Raw genomic sequence first — 18331 nt, 5'->3', positions numbered from 1 at the left:
AAATGGATAAACTCAACGCGATTTCTATTTTCTGCAAAGTCATTGAAACCCAAAGTTTTACTTTGGCAGCAAAGCAACAAAATATTTCTGTGGCGATGGCAAGCAAATTAGTTTCACAATTAGAAGAACATTTAAAAACACGATTGTTACAACGTACCACCAGAAAAATTATGCCTACTGAAGCTGGAATGATGTATTATCAACGTTGCCAAGGAATTTTGCTTGATTTAGATGAAGCAGATTCCAGCATTACTCAGCTTACCAGTTCATTACAAGGAAATTTACTGATTTCCGTTCCTCGTGATTTTGGTTTACTTTTTATTGCACCAAATTTACCCACTTTTATGGCTAAGCATCCTCATTTGCATATTGAAGTTGAATTTAATGATAAGAAAATCGATTTATTATCCGAAGGCTATGATCTTGCTCTTCGTATTGGTTATATGGAAGATAGCTCGTTGGTTTCACGTAAAATAGGAACTACTACTGTTCATTTTGCAGCGTCGCCTAATTATCTTGAAACGAATGGTATTCCACAAACGCCTGATGATTTAGAACATCACAATGGCTTACTTTATAAAAATGCAATGAATCAGGTAAATTGGGTTGGTTCACGTATAAATCAAACCCAACGTTTCAAAATCCAATCCAAAGTAGTAAGTAATAGCGGTTTTGCCTTATTAAATATGGCAAAAGCGGGACTAGGTATTGCTAATTTACCAAAATTTATTTTAGGTAGAGCCTTTGAAAAAGGCGAGCTTATTGAAATATTGCCAGAATATAAACAACAAAAATTAGAAATTCACGTGGTCTATCCAAACAGAAGACATTTGCCAATAAAAGTGCGGGCATTTATTGAATTTTTATCTGGCTTAGGCTTGAGTTCAGAAATTTTGCAAAATCCTGAAGATAGCCACTAAACGCTATAAAAAAATACCGCACTTAGCAATCCCAAGTGCGGTTATTTTTAGAGGTGTTTTTATAATGCTTTTAAAATATCTTCAACGCGATCTTTTGCATCACCAAAGAGCATTTGCGTATTCTCTTTAAAGAATAATGGGTTTTGTACGCCAGCGTAGCCCACAGCCATTGAACGTTTGAACACAATCACATTTTGTGCTTTCCATACTTCTAACACTGGCATTCCTGCGATTGGGCTATTTGGATCTTCCATCGCAGCTGGGTTTACCGTATCGTTCGCACCGATAACCAATACCACATCTGTATCAGCGAAATCGTCGTTGATTTCATCCATTTCAAGTACCACATCGTAAGGCACTTTTGCTTCAGCTAAAAGCACGTTCATATGCCCCGGTAAACGTCCTGCAACAGGATGAATACCAAAACGAACGTTCACACCACGTTCACGCAATTTTGCCGTAATATCAGCGACTGGATATTGTGCTTGTGCCACAGCCATACCATATCCCGGCGTGATAATTACAGAACTTGCATTTTTCAACAATTCAGCCACTTCTTCCGCTGTAGTTTCACGGTGTTCGCCTTGTTCTTCGCTTGAAGAAACTTGAACATCGTTACCAAAACCACCCGCAATTACGCTCACAAATGAACGGTTCATCGCTTTACACATAATGTAAGACAGAATTGCACCAGAAGAACCAACAAGCGCGCCTGTAACGATGAGCAAATCATTATTCAACATAAAACCTGCTGCTGCCGCTGCCCAACCTGAATAAGAGTTAAGCATTGATACCACAACTGGCATATCTGCCCCACCGATTGATGCCACTAAGTGCCATCCAAATGCAAGCGCAATCGCTGTCATTAATAACACAGGGAAAATGCTTTCTGGATTATTCAAGAATGCAACCATCAATAATGCAGATACCACAAGTGCGGCTAAATTTAATTTATGGCGATGCGGTAACATTAATGCTTTTGAATTAATTTTCCCGCTCAATTTACCAAATGCGACAACAGAACCAGTGAAAGTTACTGCACCGATAAAAATACCTAAAAATACTTCGACATTATGAATATTCGTTAATACCGCTTGTTCAGCTACAAATGCGGCTTGTGCTGCTGCATCTAATCCTTCTGGCATTAATGTCTCATGGTGTAAACCATAGCTATTAAAGCCTACGAGTACAGCCGCTAAACCGACGAAACTGTGAAGAATCGCCACAAGTTCTGGCATTTCAGTCATTTCTACTTTTAATGCACGTTGAACACCGATTGCACCACCGATGATCATTGCAATAATGATCCAAAATGTTCCTTCAGAATGAGGCCCAAAAATTGTTGCGATAAGGGCAATTGTCATACCAACAATACCGAACCAACAACCTGCTTTAGCAGTTTCATGTTTAGAAAGTCCTGCCAAGCTCATAATGAAAAGTAATGCTGCTAAAATATACGCAGCCTGTACTAAACCTTCAGACATTGTGCGCCCCTTAACCTTTTCTAAACATTGCTAACATACGTTGTGTGACACGGAAACCACCAAAAATATTGATGCTTGCCACCAAAATCGCCACAAAAGCTAAGGCATCGATAAATAGATTGCCTGTTGGCTGACGAATTTGTAATAACGCCCCAACAATAATAATGCCTGAAATTGCATTTGTTACTGCCATTAATGGTGTGTGAAGTGCATGGCTAACATTCCAAACCACGTAATACCCCACCACGCAAGCTAAAACAAATACAGTGAAATGTGATAAAAATGCCGCTGGTGCAACAGAAGCTAACCAAAGGAATAACACACCAACACCTGCCATCACACCGTATTTCACACGAGGATCTGTTGGTTTAGATTCTTTTTTCTCTGCCACTGGTGCAGCTTTGGTTTCTTGTTTTGGTTGTGCAGACACTTGAATTTGTGCTGGTGGAATTTCTTCTCCATCACGAACAACGGTTACACCACGAAGAACCACATCTTCAAAATCAATATTGATATTGCCATCTTTCTCTTTGCACAAAAGTTTTAATAAATTGACTAAGTTTGTGCCGTACAGTTGGGAAGATTGCGTTGGTAAACGGCTTGGAAAATCTGTATAACCAATCACTTTCACTTGGTTTTCAGTTGTAACAACTTTCCCTGCTTGAGTATATTCACAGTTACCACCAGTTGCAGCGGCTAAATCCACAATTACCGAACCTGGTTTCATTGAATCCACCATTTCTTTAGTAATCAAACGAGGTGCTGGTTTACCTGGAATGGCTGCCGTAGTAATAATAATATCGACTTCTTTAGCTTGTTCTGCGTAAAGCTCCATCGCACGACGGTTAAATTCTTCCGACATCACTTTCGCATAACCATCTCCACTGCCGCCTTCTTCTTTGAAATCAATTTCTAAGAAGCTCGCACCCATACTCTGAACTTGCTCTTTCACTTCAGGACGAGAGTCAAAAGCACGAACAATTGCCCCAAGGCTATTTGCCGCACCAATTGCCGCCAAACCAGCCACGCCCGCACCAATTACCAACACTTTTGCAGGTGGAACTTTACCTGCTGCAGTAATTTGCCCAGTAAAGAAGCTACCAAATTCATGTGCAGCTTCAATAACAGCGCGATAACCAGAAATATTCGCCATAGAAGAAAGCGCATCCAATGCTTGCGCACGAGAAATACGAGGCACCGCATCCATTGCTAACACATTAATTTTCTTCGCTGTGAGTTTTTTCATTAACTCAGGATTTTGCATACGCCAAATAAAACTCACAAGCGTTGCCCCTTCCTTCATTTGAGCAATTTCTTCATCTGTCGGTGCATTTACTTTGAAGATGATATCCGATTGCCAAATTTCAGCCGACGTACCGATCTTCGCGCCCGCCTCTAAAAATGCTTGATCTTCAAAACTAGCTTTAAAACCTGCATCGTGTTCCACGATCACGTCAAAGCCCAATTTCAATATTTGCTGAACCGTTTTCGGCGTTGCCGCCACACGGCTCTCATTCTCAAGCAGCTCTCTAGGTACACCAATTAACATACTGTTTCCCTCTGATTGATGATTGGGTTGATGAGATTAATGAACAAACCTTCGCCTATTCATCGTTAAAATGACAAAAAGTCAAACGGATACAACTGTATCATTGATTGAATGAAAATAGGTAACGTTTTTAAGTGGTTTTACAAGATATTGTGATAGGGGTCACGAAAAATCTCATATAAAAAACATCTCAAAAATTTACCGCACTTTCTATAAAAAACACCACAAGCAAAAACTTGTGGTGTTTTCTATTTTATTATTAATCACCTAATTGAACAGGCTCGACTTTCCAAATTCTCTCTGAGTACTCTTTAATCGTGCGGTCAGATGAAAAGAAGCCCATATTCACGATATTTTGAATGGTGCTTTCAATCCATTGATCGCGTTGTTTATATTTTTCATCTACGGCTTTTTGAGTTTCTACATAACTACGGAAATCAGCGAACGCTTGATAATAATCGTGGTATTGCAAGCCTTGTAATAGTTGATGATAACGTTGAGGATCTTCTGGTGAGAATTTACCTTCAATAATTTGATCCACAACTGTGCGTAATTGAGCATCATTTTGATAGTATTCAAATGATCGATAACCGTCGCGACGAAGTTGTTCCACTTGTTCCACAGTATTACCAAAAATAAAGATGTTATCTTTACCCACGTTTTCTAAGATTTCCACGTTTGCACCGTCAAGTGTACCCAGTGTCAATGCACCATTTAAGGCAAACTTCATATTACTAGTGCCAGAAGCCTCTGTACCTGCAAGTGAGATTTGCTCAGAAATATCTGCTGCTGGGATGATAAGCTGTGCAAGGCTCACGCTGTAATTTGGAATAAACACTACTTTCAAGCGACCTTTCAAACGTTCATCGTTGTTAATTACATTCGCCACATCATTGATTAAGTGAATGGTTTGTTTCGCAGCATAATAAGCCGAAGCCGCTTTACCAGCTAAAATAAATACACGCGGTTGCCAATCTTTTTCAGGGTTAGCAAGCATTTCATTGTAGCGAGCGATAATATGCAACACGTTCAACATTTGGCGTTTGTATTCGTGAATACGTTTTACTTGTACGTCAAATAAGGCATGCGGATCAAGCTCTACCCCTAACTCGCGTTTTACGTACTCCGCTAATTTCACTTTGTTAGCAAATTTAATATCAGCGACAGCCTCTTTAAATGCTTTTTCTTGTGCGAACGGTTTGAGTTTTTCGATTTGGCTTAAATCGCAACGCCATTCTGAACCGATATATTTATCAAATAATGCGGCTAATTGTGGGTTCGCCACGGCTAACCAACGACGCGGTGTGATACCATTTGTTACATTGGTGAAACGTTCTGGGAAGATGCGAGCAAAATCTGCAAAGGTTGAAGTTACCATTAAATCGGAATGGATTTCGGCAACCCCGTTAATTTTGTGTGAACCTACCACGGATAGCCAGCCCATACGCACTTTGCGTTGGTAGCCTTCTTCGATAAGAGAAACACGGCGGATAAAATCGTTGTCCGTAGTTACGTAAGAACGAACATACTCTAAGAAATGATCATTGATTTCAAAAATCATCTGTAAATGACGTGGTAAGATTTTCGCCATCATTTCCACTGGCCAAGTTTCTAACGCTTCGGACATTAAAGTATGGCAGGTATAAGAGAAAATGTTACGCGTCATCTCCCAAGCTTTTTTCCATTCAAAACCTTCATCATCCACTAAAATACGCATTAATTCAGGAATCGCTAACGCTGGGTGAGTGTCATTTAAGTGGATCGCCACTTTATCTGCCAAGTTTTCAAGGCTATCGTGGGTGCGTTTGTGACGGCGTAAAATATCTTGAAGCGATGCAGAGACTAAGAAATACTCTTGACGTAAACGCAATTCGCGACCATTCCACGTAGAATCATCAGGGTAAAGCACGCGAGATAAGTTTTTATTTGCGGAGTGTTCTTCCAATGCGGCTAAATGTTCGCCACGGTTGAAGTCAGCAAGGTTAAACACTTCGCCTGCGTGAGCCGACCATAAACGTAATGTCGCAGCAGAATTATTTTGATAACCTGGAATCATTTGGTCGTAAGCAAGTGCGGTCACTTTTTCGGTATCTTGCCAAATACATTTTTTGCCTTCGAAATGAATGTTTCCACCAAATTCTACGGTAAAGCGTTTAGATGGGCGAATAAACTCCCAAGGTGCACCTTTTTCAAGCCATGCATCTGGACGCTCAACTTGCTGACCATTTTCAATTTTTTGGCGGAACATACCATATTCATAACGAATACCGTAGCCCATACCTGGTAAACCAAGGGTCGCAATAGAATCCATAAAACACGCTGCTAAACGACCTAAACCGCCATTACCCAAGCCAGGATCAACTTCTTTTTCTAAAACCTCTTCTAAATCCACATTTAATTCAGAAAGTGCTTCCTGTGCTAATCCATAAATGCCTTCTGCAATCATCGCATTAGATAGCGTACGCCCGATTAAAAATTTCCATTGAAAGGTAGTAAACAACGGCGAGAATACTTCCGCACGAGTTTGGCGAGCAGTGGTAATCCAACCTTCGGTAACCAAATCACGCACAGCGTGAAGTGTTGCATTGAGCCAATCGCGTTGGCTCGCTTCACGCGGTGAGCGACCGATTAAGAAAATGAGTTTGTAAACGATTGATTTTTTAATCGCTTCAACGGTCATTTCAGGACGATTATATTGGAATGGAGAATCAAAGTTATCCATTATCATAGGTAAAACCTCTATTAGAATGCTAAGAAATGATTAACGTAGAGTGTGTGAATTTGCAAAAATCAATCAAAATTTGACCGCTCTTTGCATGCATGAATGTTGTTTACACAGCCTACAAAAGTAGTTCGAATTTTATGCTTATCTTTGTAAAAAACAAGCACAATCACACCGCTTGCAAAAGATTCTTACACAAGCGGTGTGATTGTTAAGAAAGTTTATGAATAAAACTACAAGCGTTCATAAAGCGTTCTATATTGCTCTGCAGCTTTACGCCAGCTGAAGTCTTGTTCCATTGCGTCCGTGCGTATCATTGACCAAGCTCTAGGTTTCTTCCAAATTGAAAATGCGTGCTGAAGGGTGCGGCGTAAATCATCTGCCGTTGCCTGTTTAAACACAAAACCTGTTGCAGTGCGAGCTTTGATACTTTCTGAAGTGCTATCCACCACCGTATCTGCCAAACCACCCGTTTTACGAACAAGTGGAAGTGTGCCATATTGCAAACCATAAAGTTGGGTTAAGCCACAAGGCTCGAAACGGCTTGGCACTAAAATCACATCGCCACCTGCCACCATTAAATGCGAAAGGGTTTCATCATAGCCTATTTTTACCGCAATATTGTTAGGATATTGCACTGCAAGCTCACGAATACCTTGTTCCAAGTGCGGTGCACCTGAACCTAAAATCATCAACTGCCCGCCTTGTTTAACAATTTCATCCGCACTTTCGATTAATAAATCGACACCTTTTTGCTCGGTTAAACGGGTAACCATCACAAAAGCTAACGCGTTTTCATCTTGTGGCAAATTGAAATACGCCTGCAGTTCGGCTTTATTTTTCTTTTTGCCTGCCATATATTTCAGTTTGTAATGGTGCGGAATGTATTGATCCACGTTCGGATGCCAAATATTTTCGTCCACGCCGTTTAATATCCCCACCAAACGACCTTGAGCTTTTAAGCCAGAAAGCAAGCCTTGCAAACCATAGGCAAATTCAGGTGTCGTGATTTCTTCTGCATAAGTTGGGCTTACCGCCGTGCTTGCATCAGAATAGAACAAGCCTGATTTTAAATAAGAAATTTGTCCGAATAACTCCAAACCGTCCACATTAAACATTCCCGCAGGCAAACCAATTTCGTACAAATGATGATAAGAAAACCGCCCTTGATACGCCAAGTTATGAATAGTGAACACCGATTTCGCAGGGCGACCTTTGTTGAATAGATACGCTGCACATAAGCCTGCGTGCCAGTCGTGAGCATGTACCATTTCTGCACGCCACCAGCTATCTAAACCTGTAGCTAATTCTGCGCCCACCCAACCGAGCAAGGCAAAACGTTTGTAGTTGTCGCCGTAGTCATTGTAATAGGCATCGTGATAAGGATTGCCCTCGCGACCATATAAGTGCGGTGCGTCAATCAAATAGATCCCGACACCGTTATATTCTCCATAACGCAACTCCACGTGCCCAGCGAAGTTATCAAATTCGGCAACCACTTGGGTATTCGGAATGCCTGCTGTAATTGCAGGATAAGCAGGCAATAAAACGCGGGCATCTAGCCCTATTTGGTTCTGTGCTTGGGGTAATGCCCCTAAAACATCGGCAAGCCCGCCTGTTTTTAAGAGCGGATAGAGTTCCGAGCAAACGTGTAAGATTTTCATTGAGTGTTTGTTTTCCCTGTAAATGTAAATAATGCTCGATCAACTCCTCTCTTTGCTAAAGAGGAGGTTCAGAAAGTGCGGTTAATTTTGATCTGACCCCAAAAAGTTAGACTGTTATTTAAAGGATTGTTTTCGATATTGTATCGAACTCAGTCCTTTTAATTTTAATTGAATCCGTCGGTGATTATAGTAATCCAAATAATCCCTGACAGCATCAACTATCTCTTCTTTTGTTTTAAATTCCCGACCATAAAAACATTCTGTTTTTAATCGTCCAAAGAAACTTTCCATCGCGGCATTGTCCAAGCAATTCCCTTTTCTCGACATACTTTGAATGATGCCATGTTCAGCCAAGATTCGACGATAAGCTACCATTTGATATTGCCATCCCTGGTCTGAATGTAAAATGACACCACAAGTTTTATTTAATCCTTTGACGGCTTGCATTAACATGTCCTCTACTTGCGCCCAGTTTGGGGAATAGCTGAGGTTATAGGAGACTATCTCATTGTTAAATAAGTCTAAAATAGGGGATAAATAGACTTTACTCCTATCTTTCGCTTTAAACTCGGTGATATCAGTTACCCATTTTTGTTTCGGGGCCGTTGCACTAAAATCGCGTTCAAGATGATTCGCTGCAATCACCCCTATCGTGCCTCGATAGGTCGTAAATTTCTTGCTTTTTCTTGACCGCACTTGAAGTCCAAGTGTCTGCATTAAACGTTGAACTTTTTTATGATTCACGCCTGGCAAGCAGGCATGAACACGTCGGTAGCCATAATCAGGATGATTGGCTTTGATGCGTTTAATGGTCTTTTTCAACAACTCATCCTTATCCCGTTTAATCTGAAGTTTCGCAAAAAACGTACTACGCGCTAACTGTGCAAAGCCTAAAAGCCATTTTAACGGATAGCGGGTTCTTAAGCTTTGGATAATTTCTGTTGCTCGGCTTCGTCCTGAAGTCTGAGCCTTCTCAACTCCTTTAGGTAGGCCACCTCCGCTTCAAGCTGTAAAATTCTCAAACGTAAACGGTCTTCTTCAGTTTTGGGTGGCGGTGGCATTTTTGCATATTTGGGTTTCATTGGCGGTCGTCCTGATGGTTTACGGGGAATCAGTCCATTTATGCCACTTTTTTCAAACCGTTTCAACCATGTCCCGACTAGGGCGTTGGAAGGAATATTGTAAAAACGAGCCGCTTCTCTAATACTCATTTTCCCATTCAAAATAGGTTGGAGAGTCTGTAATTTAAATTCGATTGTGTAGTGTTTACCCATAAAAAAATCTGCACCTCAATTGTTGGTTTGTTGAGTCCAACTTTTGGGGTGCCGATCAAATTTCACCGCACTTTCCCCTACCCTTGCTTCAAATCATTTGCCTGTTGCAATAGCTGACGGCTTTCTCTCAAGAATTGTTCTGAATAATCGCCAAACCAGTCACGCACCTTATGGAAAGCATCAATAAAACCTTGACGATCATTATTTTCAAAGAAAGTTAAAGCTTCTTCGTAAGTTTTTTTTAGCGTTTCGATTACCGCTAAATTTTCTGGCTTATCCATAATAATATCGGCGTAAAGCTCTGCATCTTGCGCAAATAAACGACCTATCATCGCAAGTTCTAAGCGATAAATAGGAGAAGAAAGCGCCAATAAATTAGCAAGATTAACGGGCTGTTTGGAAAGGTGTAAACCATTCGCGAAAGTTGAAAAATGGCGCAAAGCTTGTATATAAGTCATATTGTGATCGTGTTCTGCGGCATCTATTTGATAAATCTTTGCGCCCCAAATTTGAATTTGCTCAAGTAACCATTCGTAACGTTCAGGAAAACGTCCATCACAACGTACAACCACTTGTTTTGCCATACTTGCAATATCTGGCCCAAACATTGGATGTAAACCTAAAACAGCACCAGAATGGATTTCAAGCATTTTCGCTAGCGGTTCACGCTTAACAGAGGTTAAATCTGCAAGTAGCATGTTTTCCGTTAAATAAGGTTTTAAGCGTTCAATTGTTTCTAAGGTGAGATTAATAGGAACGGAAACGATCACGACATCAGCATTCATTAAAATACTTTCAGCCACCGCCCAATCTTCGCGATCTAAGATAGAAATTGGATAGCCAGATGCTCGTAAATAACGGGCAAATAAACCACCTAATTTACCATAACCGCCCACAATAACAATTTTGTGAATATTAGGATTGATGGTTTTAAAGCCAAATTGGTTTTCATTGGCATAGGATTCGCGCATAAAACGGCGTAGGACATCTTCAATCAAATCGGCTGAAATGCCTGCTTTTTCAGCTTCTAAACGACGAGCTTGGAGCATTGCTATTTCACGCTCAGGCGCATAAATAGGTAATCCATGTTGATGTTTAACTTCACCGACTTGAGAAACCAATTCAAGACGTTTAGCAAAAAGTTGGATAAGTTCGCGATCAAGCGAATCAATTTCAGAACGTAAATCCTTAAGGGCTTCCATAAAACTCACCTGTAAAATTTAATTCACACATATTGTAAAAAATTAATTACAGATGAGATTACTAGAATTTTATAAGAAAGGCAATGAAGTTATGCGGATTGCGTAATTAACCGTTGTGGGCGAATAATATTTCCATCGATCAATGCCACGCCTAAGAATAAATTCTCCTCTGAAAATAACCGCACTTGACCGCTTAATTGCTGGTCGTTAGCAAATTTCACTCGCTGACCAAAACCAATGGCTTTACTCTGCTCTACATTCAAATGAAAAGCGGGCAATTTACTTACTGCGGTATCTGTTGGCAGTAATAGACGATCTAATTCACTTAATGGAAAACTTTCAGCAAGTAGTTGTAACTCATCGATTGGCATCATTTCTGCTACGGGGTAATCCGCTACTGCTGTACGGCGTAACATTGTCACATGTGCGCCACAACCTAGCACTTCACCCAAATCATCTACTAAAGTGCGAATATAAGTGCCTTTTGAACAATGCACTTCTAAGGTTAAATAAGGTGCGTGATATTCAATAAAATTGAGTTCAAAAATCGTAATTGGACGTGCCTCACGCTCAACCGTAATACCTTGGCGCGCATATTCATAAAAGCGGTTTGCCGTTATGTTTTAATGCAGAAAACATGGTCGGTACTTGCAAAATATCACCACGAAATTGTTCTAGTGTGGTCAAAATTTGCTGAGTTTCAACATGAACTTCACGTGTTTCCACGACTTGCCCTTCCGCATCGGAAGTATCGGTACGTTCGCCTAATTTTGCCGTAACAAGATAACGTTTATCGGCATCAAGCAAAAATTGTGAAAACTTAGTTGCTTCCCCCAAGCAAATCGGCAACATCCCCGTTGCCAACGGATCGAGCGCGCCAGTATGCCCTGCTTTGTTCGCTTGAAATAAACGCTTCACCTTTTGCATAATGTCATTTGATGACATGCCTTGTGGTTTATCCAACAAAAACACACCATCAACATCACGCCAGCGTTTACGAGGTCTAGACATTAGTTGTTTTCCTCAACGTGTTTTTTCTCATCTTCACGCACAACATTTGTCACAAGATTTGACATACGCATCCCTTCCACTAAGGATTGATCGTAAATAAAGCGAATCTCTGGCACGATACGTAAACGCATCGCTTTGCCTAGTAACGAACGAATATAAGGCGATGCTTTTTCTAAGCCTTTCATGCCTTGCTCAATTGCCGTTTCATCGTGATCGAATAAAAAAGTCACAAAGATTTTTGCGTAAGATAAATCACTCGACACTTCCACATCAGAAACCGTCACCATCCCAATACGGGGATCTTTCACTTCGCGTTGTAAAATGACTGCTATTTCTTTTTGTATTTCTTGAGCGACGCGATCGCTACGTTTAAATTCTCTTGCCATAGTTATTCCTTATTTATAAAAGCGCCTCATTCTACTGGAAATCATAGGATTTAGCACGCAAAAATCCCTTTCAACCTGGTACTGTTTTTAGACAAATTAAATATATTCTTTTATCTAAAAATAAGGTTATTTAAGAGGGTTGATAAGAAAAAGGGCGATTAAAAACACTATGATTTTTGATCTGCACCCCAAAAGTTGGACTAAACAAACCAACAATTGAGGTGCAGATTTTTTATGGGTAAACACTACACAATAGAATTTAAATTACAGGTTCTCCAACCTATTTTGAATGGGAAAATGAGTATTAGAGAAGCTGCGCGTTTTTATAATATTCCTTCCAACGCCTTAGTCGGGACATGGTTGAAACGGTTTGAAAAAAATGGCATAAAAGGACTGATTCCCCGTAAACCATCAGGACGACCGCCGATGAAACCCAAATATGCCAGAATGTCGCCGCCACCCAAAACTGAAGAAGAGCGTTTACGTTTGAGAATTTTACAGCTTGAAGCGGAGGTAGCCTACCTAAAGGAGTTGAGAAGGCTCAGACTTCAGGACGAAGCCGAGCAACAGAAATTATCCAAAGGTTAAGAACCCGCTATCCGTTAAAATGGCTTTTAGGCTTTGCACAGTTAGCGCGTAGTACGTTTTTTGCTAAACTTCAGATTAAACTAGATAAGGATGAGCCGCTGAAAAAGGCCATTAAACGCATCAAAGCCAATCATCCTGATTATGGCTACCGACGCGTTCATGCCTGCTTGCCAGGCGTAAATCATAAAAAAGTCCAACGCTTAATGCAGGCACTTGGGCTTCAAGTGCGGTCAAGAAAAAGCAAGAAATTTACCACCTATCGAAGCACGATAGGGGTGATTGCACCAAATCATCTTGAACGCGATTTTAGTGCAACAGCCCCGAAACAAAAATGGGTAACTGATATCACCGAGTTTAAGGCGAAAGATGGAAGTAAAGTCTATTTATCCCCTATTTTTAGACTTATTTAACAATGAGATAGTCTCCTATAATCTCAGCTATTCCCCAAACTGGGGCACAAGTAGAGGACATGTTAATGCAAGCCGTCAAAAGGATTAAACAAAGCTTATGGTGTCATTTTACATTCAGACCAAGGCTGGCAATATCAAATGGTAGCTTATCGTCGAATCTTAGCTGAACATGGCATCATTCAAAGTATGTCGAGAAAAGGGAATTGCTTGGACAATGCCGCAATGGAAAGTTTTCTTTGGGCGGTTAAAAACGGAATGTTTTTATGGTCGGGAATTTAAAACAAAAGAGGAGATAGTTGATGCCGTCAGGGATTATTTGGATTACTATAACCACCGACGGATTCAACTAAAATTAAAAGGACTGAGTCCGATACAATATCGAAAACAATCCTTTAAATAACTGTCTAACTTTTTGGGGTCAGATCATTTTAACCGCCCTTTATTTTGTTAAAGGTTAGATTGAACGTTTAACTTCAACCACTTCAAACACCTCGATTTGGTCGCCGACTTTTACATCGTTGTAGTTTTTCACGCCGATACCACATTCCATACCGTTACGAACTTCAGATACATCATCTTTGAAACGACGAAGAGATTCTAATTCCCCTTCAAAGATAACGACGTTGTCACGTAATACACGGATTGGGTTGTTACGTTTCACTACACCCTCGGTCACCATACAGCCTGCGATTGCACCAAATTTCGGATGACGGAAGACATCACGAACTTCAGCTAAGCCAATAATTTCTTGTTTAAATTCAGGCTCTAACATACCGCTCATTGCTGCTTTAATTTCATTCAACAATTCATAGATGATTGAGTAGTAACGTAAATCAATGTTTTCCGCTTCAATGACACGACGTGCAGATGCATCAGCACGAACGTTAAAGCCAACAATGATAGCATTAGATGCAGCTGCTAAAGTTGCATCAGTTTCAGTAATACCACCTACACCAGAACCAACAACTTTAACTTTTACTTCATTGGTAGAAAGTTCATTTAACGCTTGAACAATCGCTTCTACAGAGCCTTGTACGTCCGCTTTCACAATGACATTCAATTCAGCCACATCGCCTTCAGACATATTGCTAAACATATTTTCAAGTTTCGCTTTTTGCTGACGAGCTAATTTCACTTCACGGAATTTACCTTGACGATATAACGCCACTTCACGTGCTTTTTTCTCATCACGTACAACGGTTGCTTCATCACCCGCTGCCGGCACGCCCGAAAGACCTAATAATTCAACTGGAATTGAAGGGCCTGCTTCATCCACTTCTTTTCCGTTTTCATCACGCATTGCGCGTACACGACCATATTCAAAACCACAAAGTACGATGTCACCTTTACGTAGTGTACCTGATTGCACCAAGATAGTTGCCACAGGGCCACGACCTTTATCCAAATAAGATTCAATGACTACACCACTTGCCATGCCGTCTTTTACAGCGGTCAATTCAAGTACTTCAGATTGAAGTAAGATTGCATCTAATAACTCATCAACCCCTGTACCTTTCTTCGCTGATACTGGAACGAATTGCACATCACCACCGAATTTTTCAGAAATGACATCATGTTGTAATAATTCTTGCTCAACACGGTCTGGGTTTGCTTCTGGTTTATCGATTTTATTTACTGCAACCACTAAAGGTGCACCTGCTGCTTTTGCGTGTTGAATCGCTTCGATAGTTTGAGGCATCACACCATCATCGGCAGCAACAACAAGAACAACAATATCTGTTGCTTTAGCACCACGTGCACGCATAGAAGTAAACGCAGCGTGTCCCGGAGTATCCAAAAAGGTAATCATTTTGCCATCATCCATTTCTACATGATACGCACCGATATGTTGAGTAATACCACCCGCTTCGCCTGCAGCAACTTTCGCTTTACGAATATAGTCAAGTAAAGAGGTTTTACCATGATCAACGTGACCCATGATGGTTACAACTGGCGCACGGGTTACTTTTTCTGCGTTTACATCACGATCGCCTAATACCGCTTCTTCAAGCTCATTTTCATTGCGAAGAATCACTTTATGGCCAAGTTCTTCTGCTACTAATTGAGCGGTTTCTTGGTCGATAACTTGATTGATAGTAACCATTTCTCCCATCTTCATCATCATTTTGATGATTTCAGTTGCTTTTACAGCCATCTTGTTCGCTAATTCAGCGACAGTAATGGTTTCTCCAATAACTACGTCCGCTTTAACTACTTGAGCCGGTTTAGTAAAGGCTTGTTGAAGTGCGGCACCTTTTTTGCCGTTTTTACCTTTACCAAACTTAGCATCTTTTTGATTTTTACGATTAGATTCGCGCTCGTTTTTCGAATTTTTGCTATTTTCATCGTCGCGACCACCTTTTTTCGCTTTCGCTACTTTATTTTTGCCACGACCACGATTTTCATTACGACGATCTTCTTCATCTTCTGCTTCAAGTGCATATTTTGAACTTAAGTTGTAATCAGAATAATCTTCAGAAGAAGATTCATTGTCTGAATCATCTGCCTCAGCATAACGTTTAGCTTCTTCTGCTGCACGACGAGCTTGTTCTTCTGCTTTTTGACGAGCTAATTCTTCAGCTTTACGACGAAGTTCCGCTTCTTCTGCTTTACGTTTCTCTTTTTCAGGATCAACGAATTTAGCTTTAGAATCTACCGCACTTTTTGCTGATTTAGCGGTTTCTGCTTTCGGTTTTTCAGCTTTTGATTTTTCATCAGCGTCTTTCTTAGCTGCCGCTTTTTCAGCTTCTAAACGAGCTTTTTCTTCTGCTGCTTTTTGTTCAGCAATTTTTTTCGCTTCCGCTTCTTGCTGTGCTTTTAATTTTGCTTCTTCTTGTTGAGCAATATCAGTTTTTACTGTGCGTTTTTTACGTACTTCTACTTGTACTTCTTTACTTTTACCACCAGTTGTGGTGCTACTCACTGTTGTTTTTGTTCTGCGTTGGATGCTTAATTTTTTTGGCGCATCAGCCTTAACATCTTCAGTCATTACTACTCTCCTTATTCTTCGCCAAACCAACAAATATTACGTGCAGCCATAATTAAATCTGCGGCCTGTTCTGCGGTTAATTCTTCAATATCAGTTAAATCATCAACGCCTTGTTCTGCGAGTTCTTCAAGGGTGGTAATTTGTTTTTCTGCTAGTTTGATCGCAACGTGACGATTCATTCCCTCTAAATTCAATAAACGATCTTCAACATTCGCTTTTTTCAGTGCTTCTTCTTCAGCTACTGCTGCGGCTGTAATCGCATTTTTAGCACGGGTTTGAAGTTCTTCAACAAGATCTTCATCTTCTAAACCATCAATTGCTGTCAATTCATTCATTGGCACATAAGCAATTTCTTCTAAACTTGTGAAGCCTTCTTCTACAAGGATTTGAGCAAATTCTTCATCAAGTTCTAATGCGTTAATAAATAAGTTTAACACTTTGTTATCTTCTGCTTGATGTTTTGCATTTAACTCATCAGTCGTCATTACGTTTAGTGTCCAACCCGTTAATTGTGTTGCTAAACGCACGTTTTGACCATTACGACCAATGGCTTGAGCAAGGTTATCAGCTTCAACGGCAATATCCATAGAATGATTATCTTCATCAACGATAATAGAAGAAACATCCGCAGGTGCCATTGCATTGATCACAAATTGTGCTGGATTATCATCCCAAAGCACGATATCTACACGCTCACCACCAAGTTCATTGGTAATTGCCTGAACACGCGCACCACGCATTCCTACACAAGCACCAACTGGATCAATTCGCTTATCATTTGATTTCACTGCAATTTTAGCGCGAGAGCCAGCATCACGAGCTGCACCACGAATTTCAATCATTTCTTCGCCAATTTCAGGCACTTCAATACGGAATAATTCGATCAACATTTCTGGTTTAGAACGTGTCACAAATAATTGTGCAGTTTTGCCTTCAGGATTTACTTTATAAAGCACCCCACGAACACGATCTCCCGGACGGAAGTTTTCACGTGGTAACATATCTTCACGTGCAATCATCGCTTCCGCTTTATTGCCAAGGTCTAAAATAATACTGTCTCGACTTACTTTTTTTACGGTGCCTGTTACAATTTTTCCTTCTTCTTCACGAAATTGTTCAACCACTTTTGCACGTTCAGCTTCACGAATTTTAGTGCTAATAACTTGACGTGCCGTTTGCATTGCAATACGGTCAAATGCAATAGATTCAATTTGATCTTCCACATACTCTCCAAGTTGCAAATTTGGATCATCAAATTGTGCCGCTTCTAAAGTAATTTCCTTCGTTGGTACTTTTACTTCATCTACGACTAACCAACGGCGAAAAGTATCAAATTCCCCTGTTTTTGGATTAATTGAAACGCGAATATCCGTTTCATATTCAAACTTCTTCTTAGTAGAAATCGCAATCGCACTCTCTAATGCTTCAAAAATTTTCTCACGTGGTAATAATTTTTCATTGGATACCGCTTCTGCCGCCAGTAAAATTTCTTTACTCATTTCTCTTTTTCTCCTTTTAAAATTTTGCAACAACATTCGCTTTTTGAATGTTTCCAAAGACTAAAATTTGTTCTTGATCATCAACGATTAAAGTAATCATATCCTTTTCAATACGCTCTAACTTACCTTGCCATTTACGGCGTTCCATCACTGGAATTCGCAAATGCACTGCGATATCTTGCCCAATATAGCGTTCAAATTGCGACAAGGTAAATAGCGGACGATCTAAACCTGGTGAGGATACCTCTAGATTATATTTATCCGCAATTGGATCTTCCACGTCTAAAATTGCACTCACTTGACGACTCACATCAGCACAATCATCAACCGTCACACCACCATCTTTATCTATAAATAAACGCACTGTCATAAAACGTCCCGTACGCTGACACTCAATCCCCCACAATTCACAGCCTAAATCTTCTACTGCATCTTGTAGCATTTCTTGTAAATTTTGTTCTAATGTAGCCAATTTCTACTCCTATATAAGGTGCAATTCATCGCACTATATCATAACCTTATGAAACCTTATTCTAAACAATACTTATCTCCTCTATTTTAGTAATAGTAAGAAGATAGTTTATTAAATCTCAGGCATAAAAAAAGGGTTAGGTTCATAAGAACCTAAGCCCA

Annotated in this window: 13 protein-coding genes and 3 pseudogenes; 4 read left to right on the top strand and 12 right to left on the bottom strand. The window is 40.3% G+C overall.

Annotation, left to right across the window (positions count from 1 at the left end; genetic code table 11):
* The first annotated feature begins 2 nt into the window (after nucleotides 1-2).
* The gene (locus GG9_RS03800) at nucleotides 3-920 is read left to right on the top strand and encodes a LysR family transcriptional regulator (protein WP_005631657.1); all 918 of its coding nucleotides are present in this window, start codon (nucleotides 3-5) and stop codon (nucleotides 918-920) included.
* 59 nt (nucleotides 921-979) lie between these two features.
* Here GG9_RS03800 and pntB read toward each other — a convergent pair whose 3' ends face one another.
* The 9 genes and pseudogenes from pntB to rbfA form a co-directional block, all read right to left on the bottom strand.
* Complete coding sequence (pntB, locus tag GG9_RS03805; RefSeq protein WP_005631654.1) at nucleotides 980-2404, bottom strand: Re/Si-specific NAD(P)(+) transhydrogenase subunit beta; 1425 nt, start codon at nucleotides 2402-2404, stop codon at nucleotides 980-982.
* 10 nt (nucleotides 2405-2414) lie between these two features.
* Nucleotides 2415-3953 carry a Re/Si-specific NAD(P)(+) transhydrogenase subunit alpha gene (gene pntA, locus GG9_RS03810; RefSeq protein WP_005631652.1) on the bottom strand — a complete coding sequence of 513 codons (1539 nt, stop codon included), beginning with the start codon at nucleotides 3951-3953 and terminating at the stop codon, nucleotides 2415-2417.
* A 259-nt stretch (nucleotides 3954-4212) separates the two neighbouring features.
* Nucleotides 4213-6681 (bottom strand): glycogen/starch/alpha-glucan phosphorylase, encoded by a 2469-nt coding sequence (locus tag GG9_RS03815; RefSeq protein WP_005631650.1) that lies wholly within the window; start codon nucleotides 6679-6681, stop codon nucleotides 4213-4215.
* Between the two features lie 227 nt (nucleotides 6682-6908).
* Nucleotides 6909-8339, bottom strand: a complete 1431-nt coding sequence (glgA, locus tag GG9_RS03820; protein WP_005631647.1) for a glycogen synthase GlgA — start codon at nucleotides 8337-8339, stop codon at nucleotides 6909-6911.
* Nucleotides 8340-8453: 114 nt separating this feature from the next.
* Entirely contained in the window at nucleotides 8454-9272 is an 819-nt protein-coding gene (locus GG9_RS03825; protein WP_237702622.1) for an IS3 family transposase, read from the bottom strand.
* Entirely contained in the window at nucleotides 9260-9613 is a 354-nt protein-coding gene (locus GG9_RS03830; RefSeq protein WP_005631644.1) for a helix-turn-helix domain-containing protein, read from the bottom strand. The genes GG9_RS03825 and GG9_RS03830 overlap by 13 nt, the downstream gene beginning before the upstream one ends.
* A gap of 77 nt (nucleotides 9614-9690) precedes the next feature.
* Nucleotides 9691-10815 (bottom strand): bifunctional chorismate mutase/prephenate dehydrogenase, encoded by a 1125-nt coding sequence (gene tyrA, locus GG9_RS03835; protein WP_005631642.1) that lies wholly within the window; start codon nucleotides 10813-10815, stop codon nucleotides 9691-9693.
* A gap of 89 nt (nucleotides 10816-10904) precedes the next feature.
* Nucleotides 10905-11826, bottom strand: a pseudogene (gene truB / locus GG9_RS09315) (tRNA pseudouridine(55) synthase TruB).
* Nucleotides 11826-12212 carry a 30S ribosome-binding factor RbfA gene (gene rbfA / locus GG9_RS03840; protein ID WP_005631636.1) on the bottom strand — a complete coding sequence of 129 codons (387 nt, stop codon included), beginning with the start codon at nucleotides 12210-12212 and terminating at the stop codon, nucleotides 11826-11828. The pseudogene truB and the gene rbfA overlap by 1 nt, the downstream one beginning before the upstream one ends.
* 234 nt (nucleotides 12213-12446) lie before the next feature.
* On the opposite strand from rbfA, the gene GG9_RS03845 reads away from it, so the two are divergent.
* From GG9_RS03845 to GG9_RS09780, 3 genes and pseudogenes are all read left to right on the top strand, one after another.
* Nucleotides 12447-12800 (top strand): helix-turn-helix domain-containing protein, encoded by a 354-nt coding sequence (locus GG9_RS03845; protein ID WP_005631634.1) that lies wholly within the window; start codon nucleotides 12447-12449, stop codon nucleotides 12798-12800.
* Nucleotides 12785-13030, top strand: a pseudogene (locus GG9_RS09795) (IS3 family transposase); the annotation flags it as partial. The gene GG9_RS03845 and the pseudogene GG9_RS09795, both read left to right, overlap by 16 nt.
* Nucleotides 13031-13081: 51 nt before the next feature.
* Nucleotides 13082-13610, top strand: a pseudogene (locus GG9_RS09780) (IS3 family transposase); the annotation flags it as partial.
* Nucleotides 13611-13664: 54 nt separating this feature from the next.
* Here the strand turns inward: GG9_RS09780 and infB are convergent.
* The 3 genes from infB to rimP are packed head-to-tail and all read right to left on the bottom strand — an operon-like array spanning nucleotide 13665 to nucleotide 18170.
* Nucleotides 13665-16199, bottom strand: coding sequence for a translation initiation factor IF-2 (gene infB, locus GG9_RS03850; protein WP_005631627.1), 2535 nt, complete (start codon nucleotides 16197-16199; stop codon nucleotides 13665-13667).
* 11 nt (nucleotides 16200-16210) lie between these two features.
* Nucleotides 16211-17698: a transcription termination factor NusA gene (gene nusA / locus GG9_RS03855; protein ID WP_005631625.1), complete on the bottom strand. Its 1488-nt coding sequence runs from the start codon at nucleotides 17696-17698 to the stop codon at nucleotides 16211-16213.
* 16 nt (nucleotides 17699-17714) lie between these two features.
* Complete coding sequence (gene rimP / locus GG9_RS03860; protein WP_005631623.1) at nucleotides 17715-18170, bottom strand: ribosome maturation factor RimP; 456 nt, start codon at nucleotides 18168-18170, stop codon at nucleotides 17715-17717.
* Nucleotides 18171-18331: the final 161 nt, after the last annotated feature.

The organism is Haemophilus haemolyticus M19501 (assembly GCF_000222025.1).
GTDB lineage: Bacteria > Pseudomonadota > Gammaproteobacteria > Enterobacterales > Pasteurellaceae > Haemophilus > Haemophilus haemolyticus_G.
This window is presented reverse-complemented; position numbering and strand designations above follow the sequence as displayed.

Excerpts from the sequence above, each read along its gene's own strand:
- nusA (WP_005631625.1), bottom strand. The coding sequence starts at position 17,698 with ATGAGTAAAGAAATTTTACTGGCGGCAGAAGCGGTATCCAATGAAAAA.
- glgA (WP_005631647.1), bottom strand. The coding sequence starts at position 8,339 with ATGAAAATCTTACACGTTTGCTCGGAACTCTATCCGCTCTTAAAAACA.
- pntB (WP_005631654.1), bottom strand. The coding sequence starts at position 2,404 with ATGTCTGAAGGTTTAGTACAGGCTGCGTATATTTTAGCAGCATTACTT.
- GG9_RS03800 (WP_005631657.1), top strand. The coding sequence starts at position 3 with ATGGATAAACTCAACGCGATTTCTATTTTCTGCAAAGTCATTGAAACC.
- tyrA (WP_005631642.1), bottom strand. The coding sequence starts at position 10,815 with ATGGAAGCCCTTAAGGATTTACGTTCTGAAATTGATTCGCTTGATCGC.
- infB (WP_005631627.1), bottom strand. The coding sequence starts at position 16,199 with ATGACTGAAGATGTTAAGGCTGATGCGCCAAAAAAATTAAGCATCCAA.
- GG9_RS03845 (WP_005631634.1), top strand. The coding sequence starts at position 12,447 with ATGGGTAAACACTACACAATAGAATTTAAATTACAGGTTCTCCAACCT.
- rbfA (WP_005631636.1), bottom strand. The coding sequence starts at position 12,212 with ATGGCAAGAGAATTTAAACGTAGCGATCGCGTCGCTCAAGAAATACAA.
- GG9_RS03815 (WP_005631650.1), bottom strand. The coding sequence starts at position 6,681 with ATGATAATGGATAACTTTGATTCTCCATTCCAATATAATCGTCCTGAA.
- GG9_RS03830 (WP_005631644.1), bottom strand. The coding sequence starts at position 9,613 with ATGGGTAAACACTACACAATCGAATTTAAATTACAGACTCTCCAACCT.
- pntA (WP_005631652.1), bottom strand. The coding sequence starts at position 3,953 with ATGTTAATTGGTGTACCTAGAGAGCTGCTTGAGAATGAGAGCCGTGTG.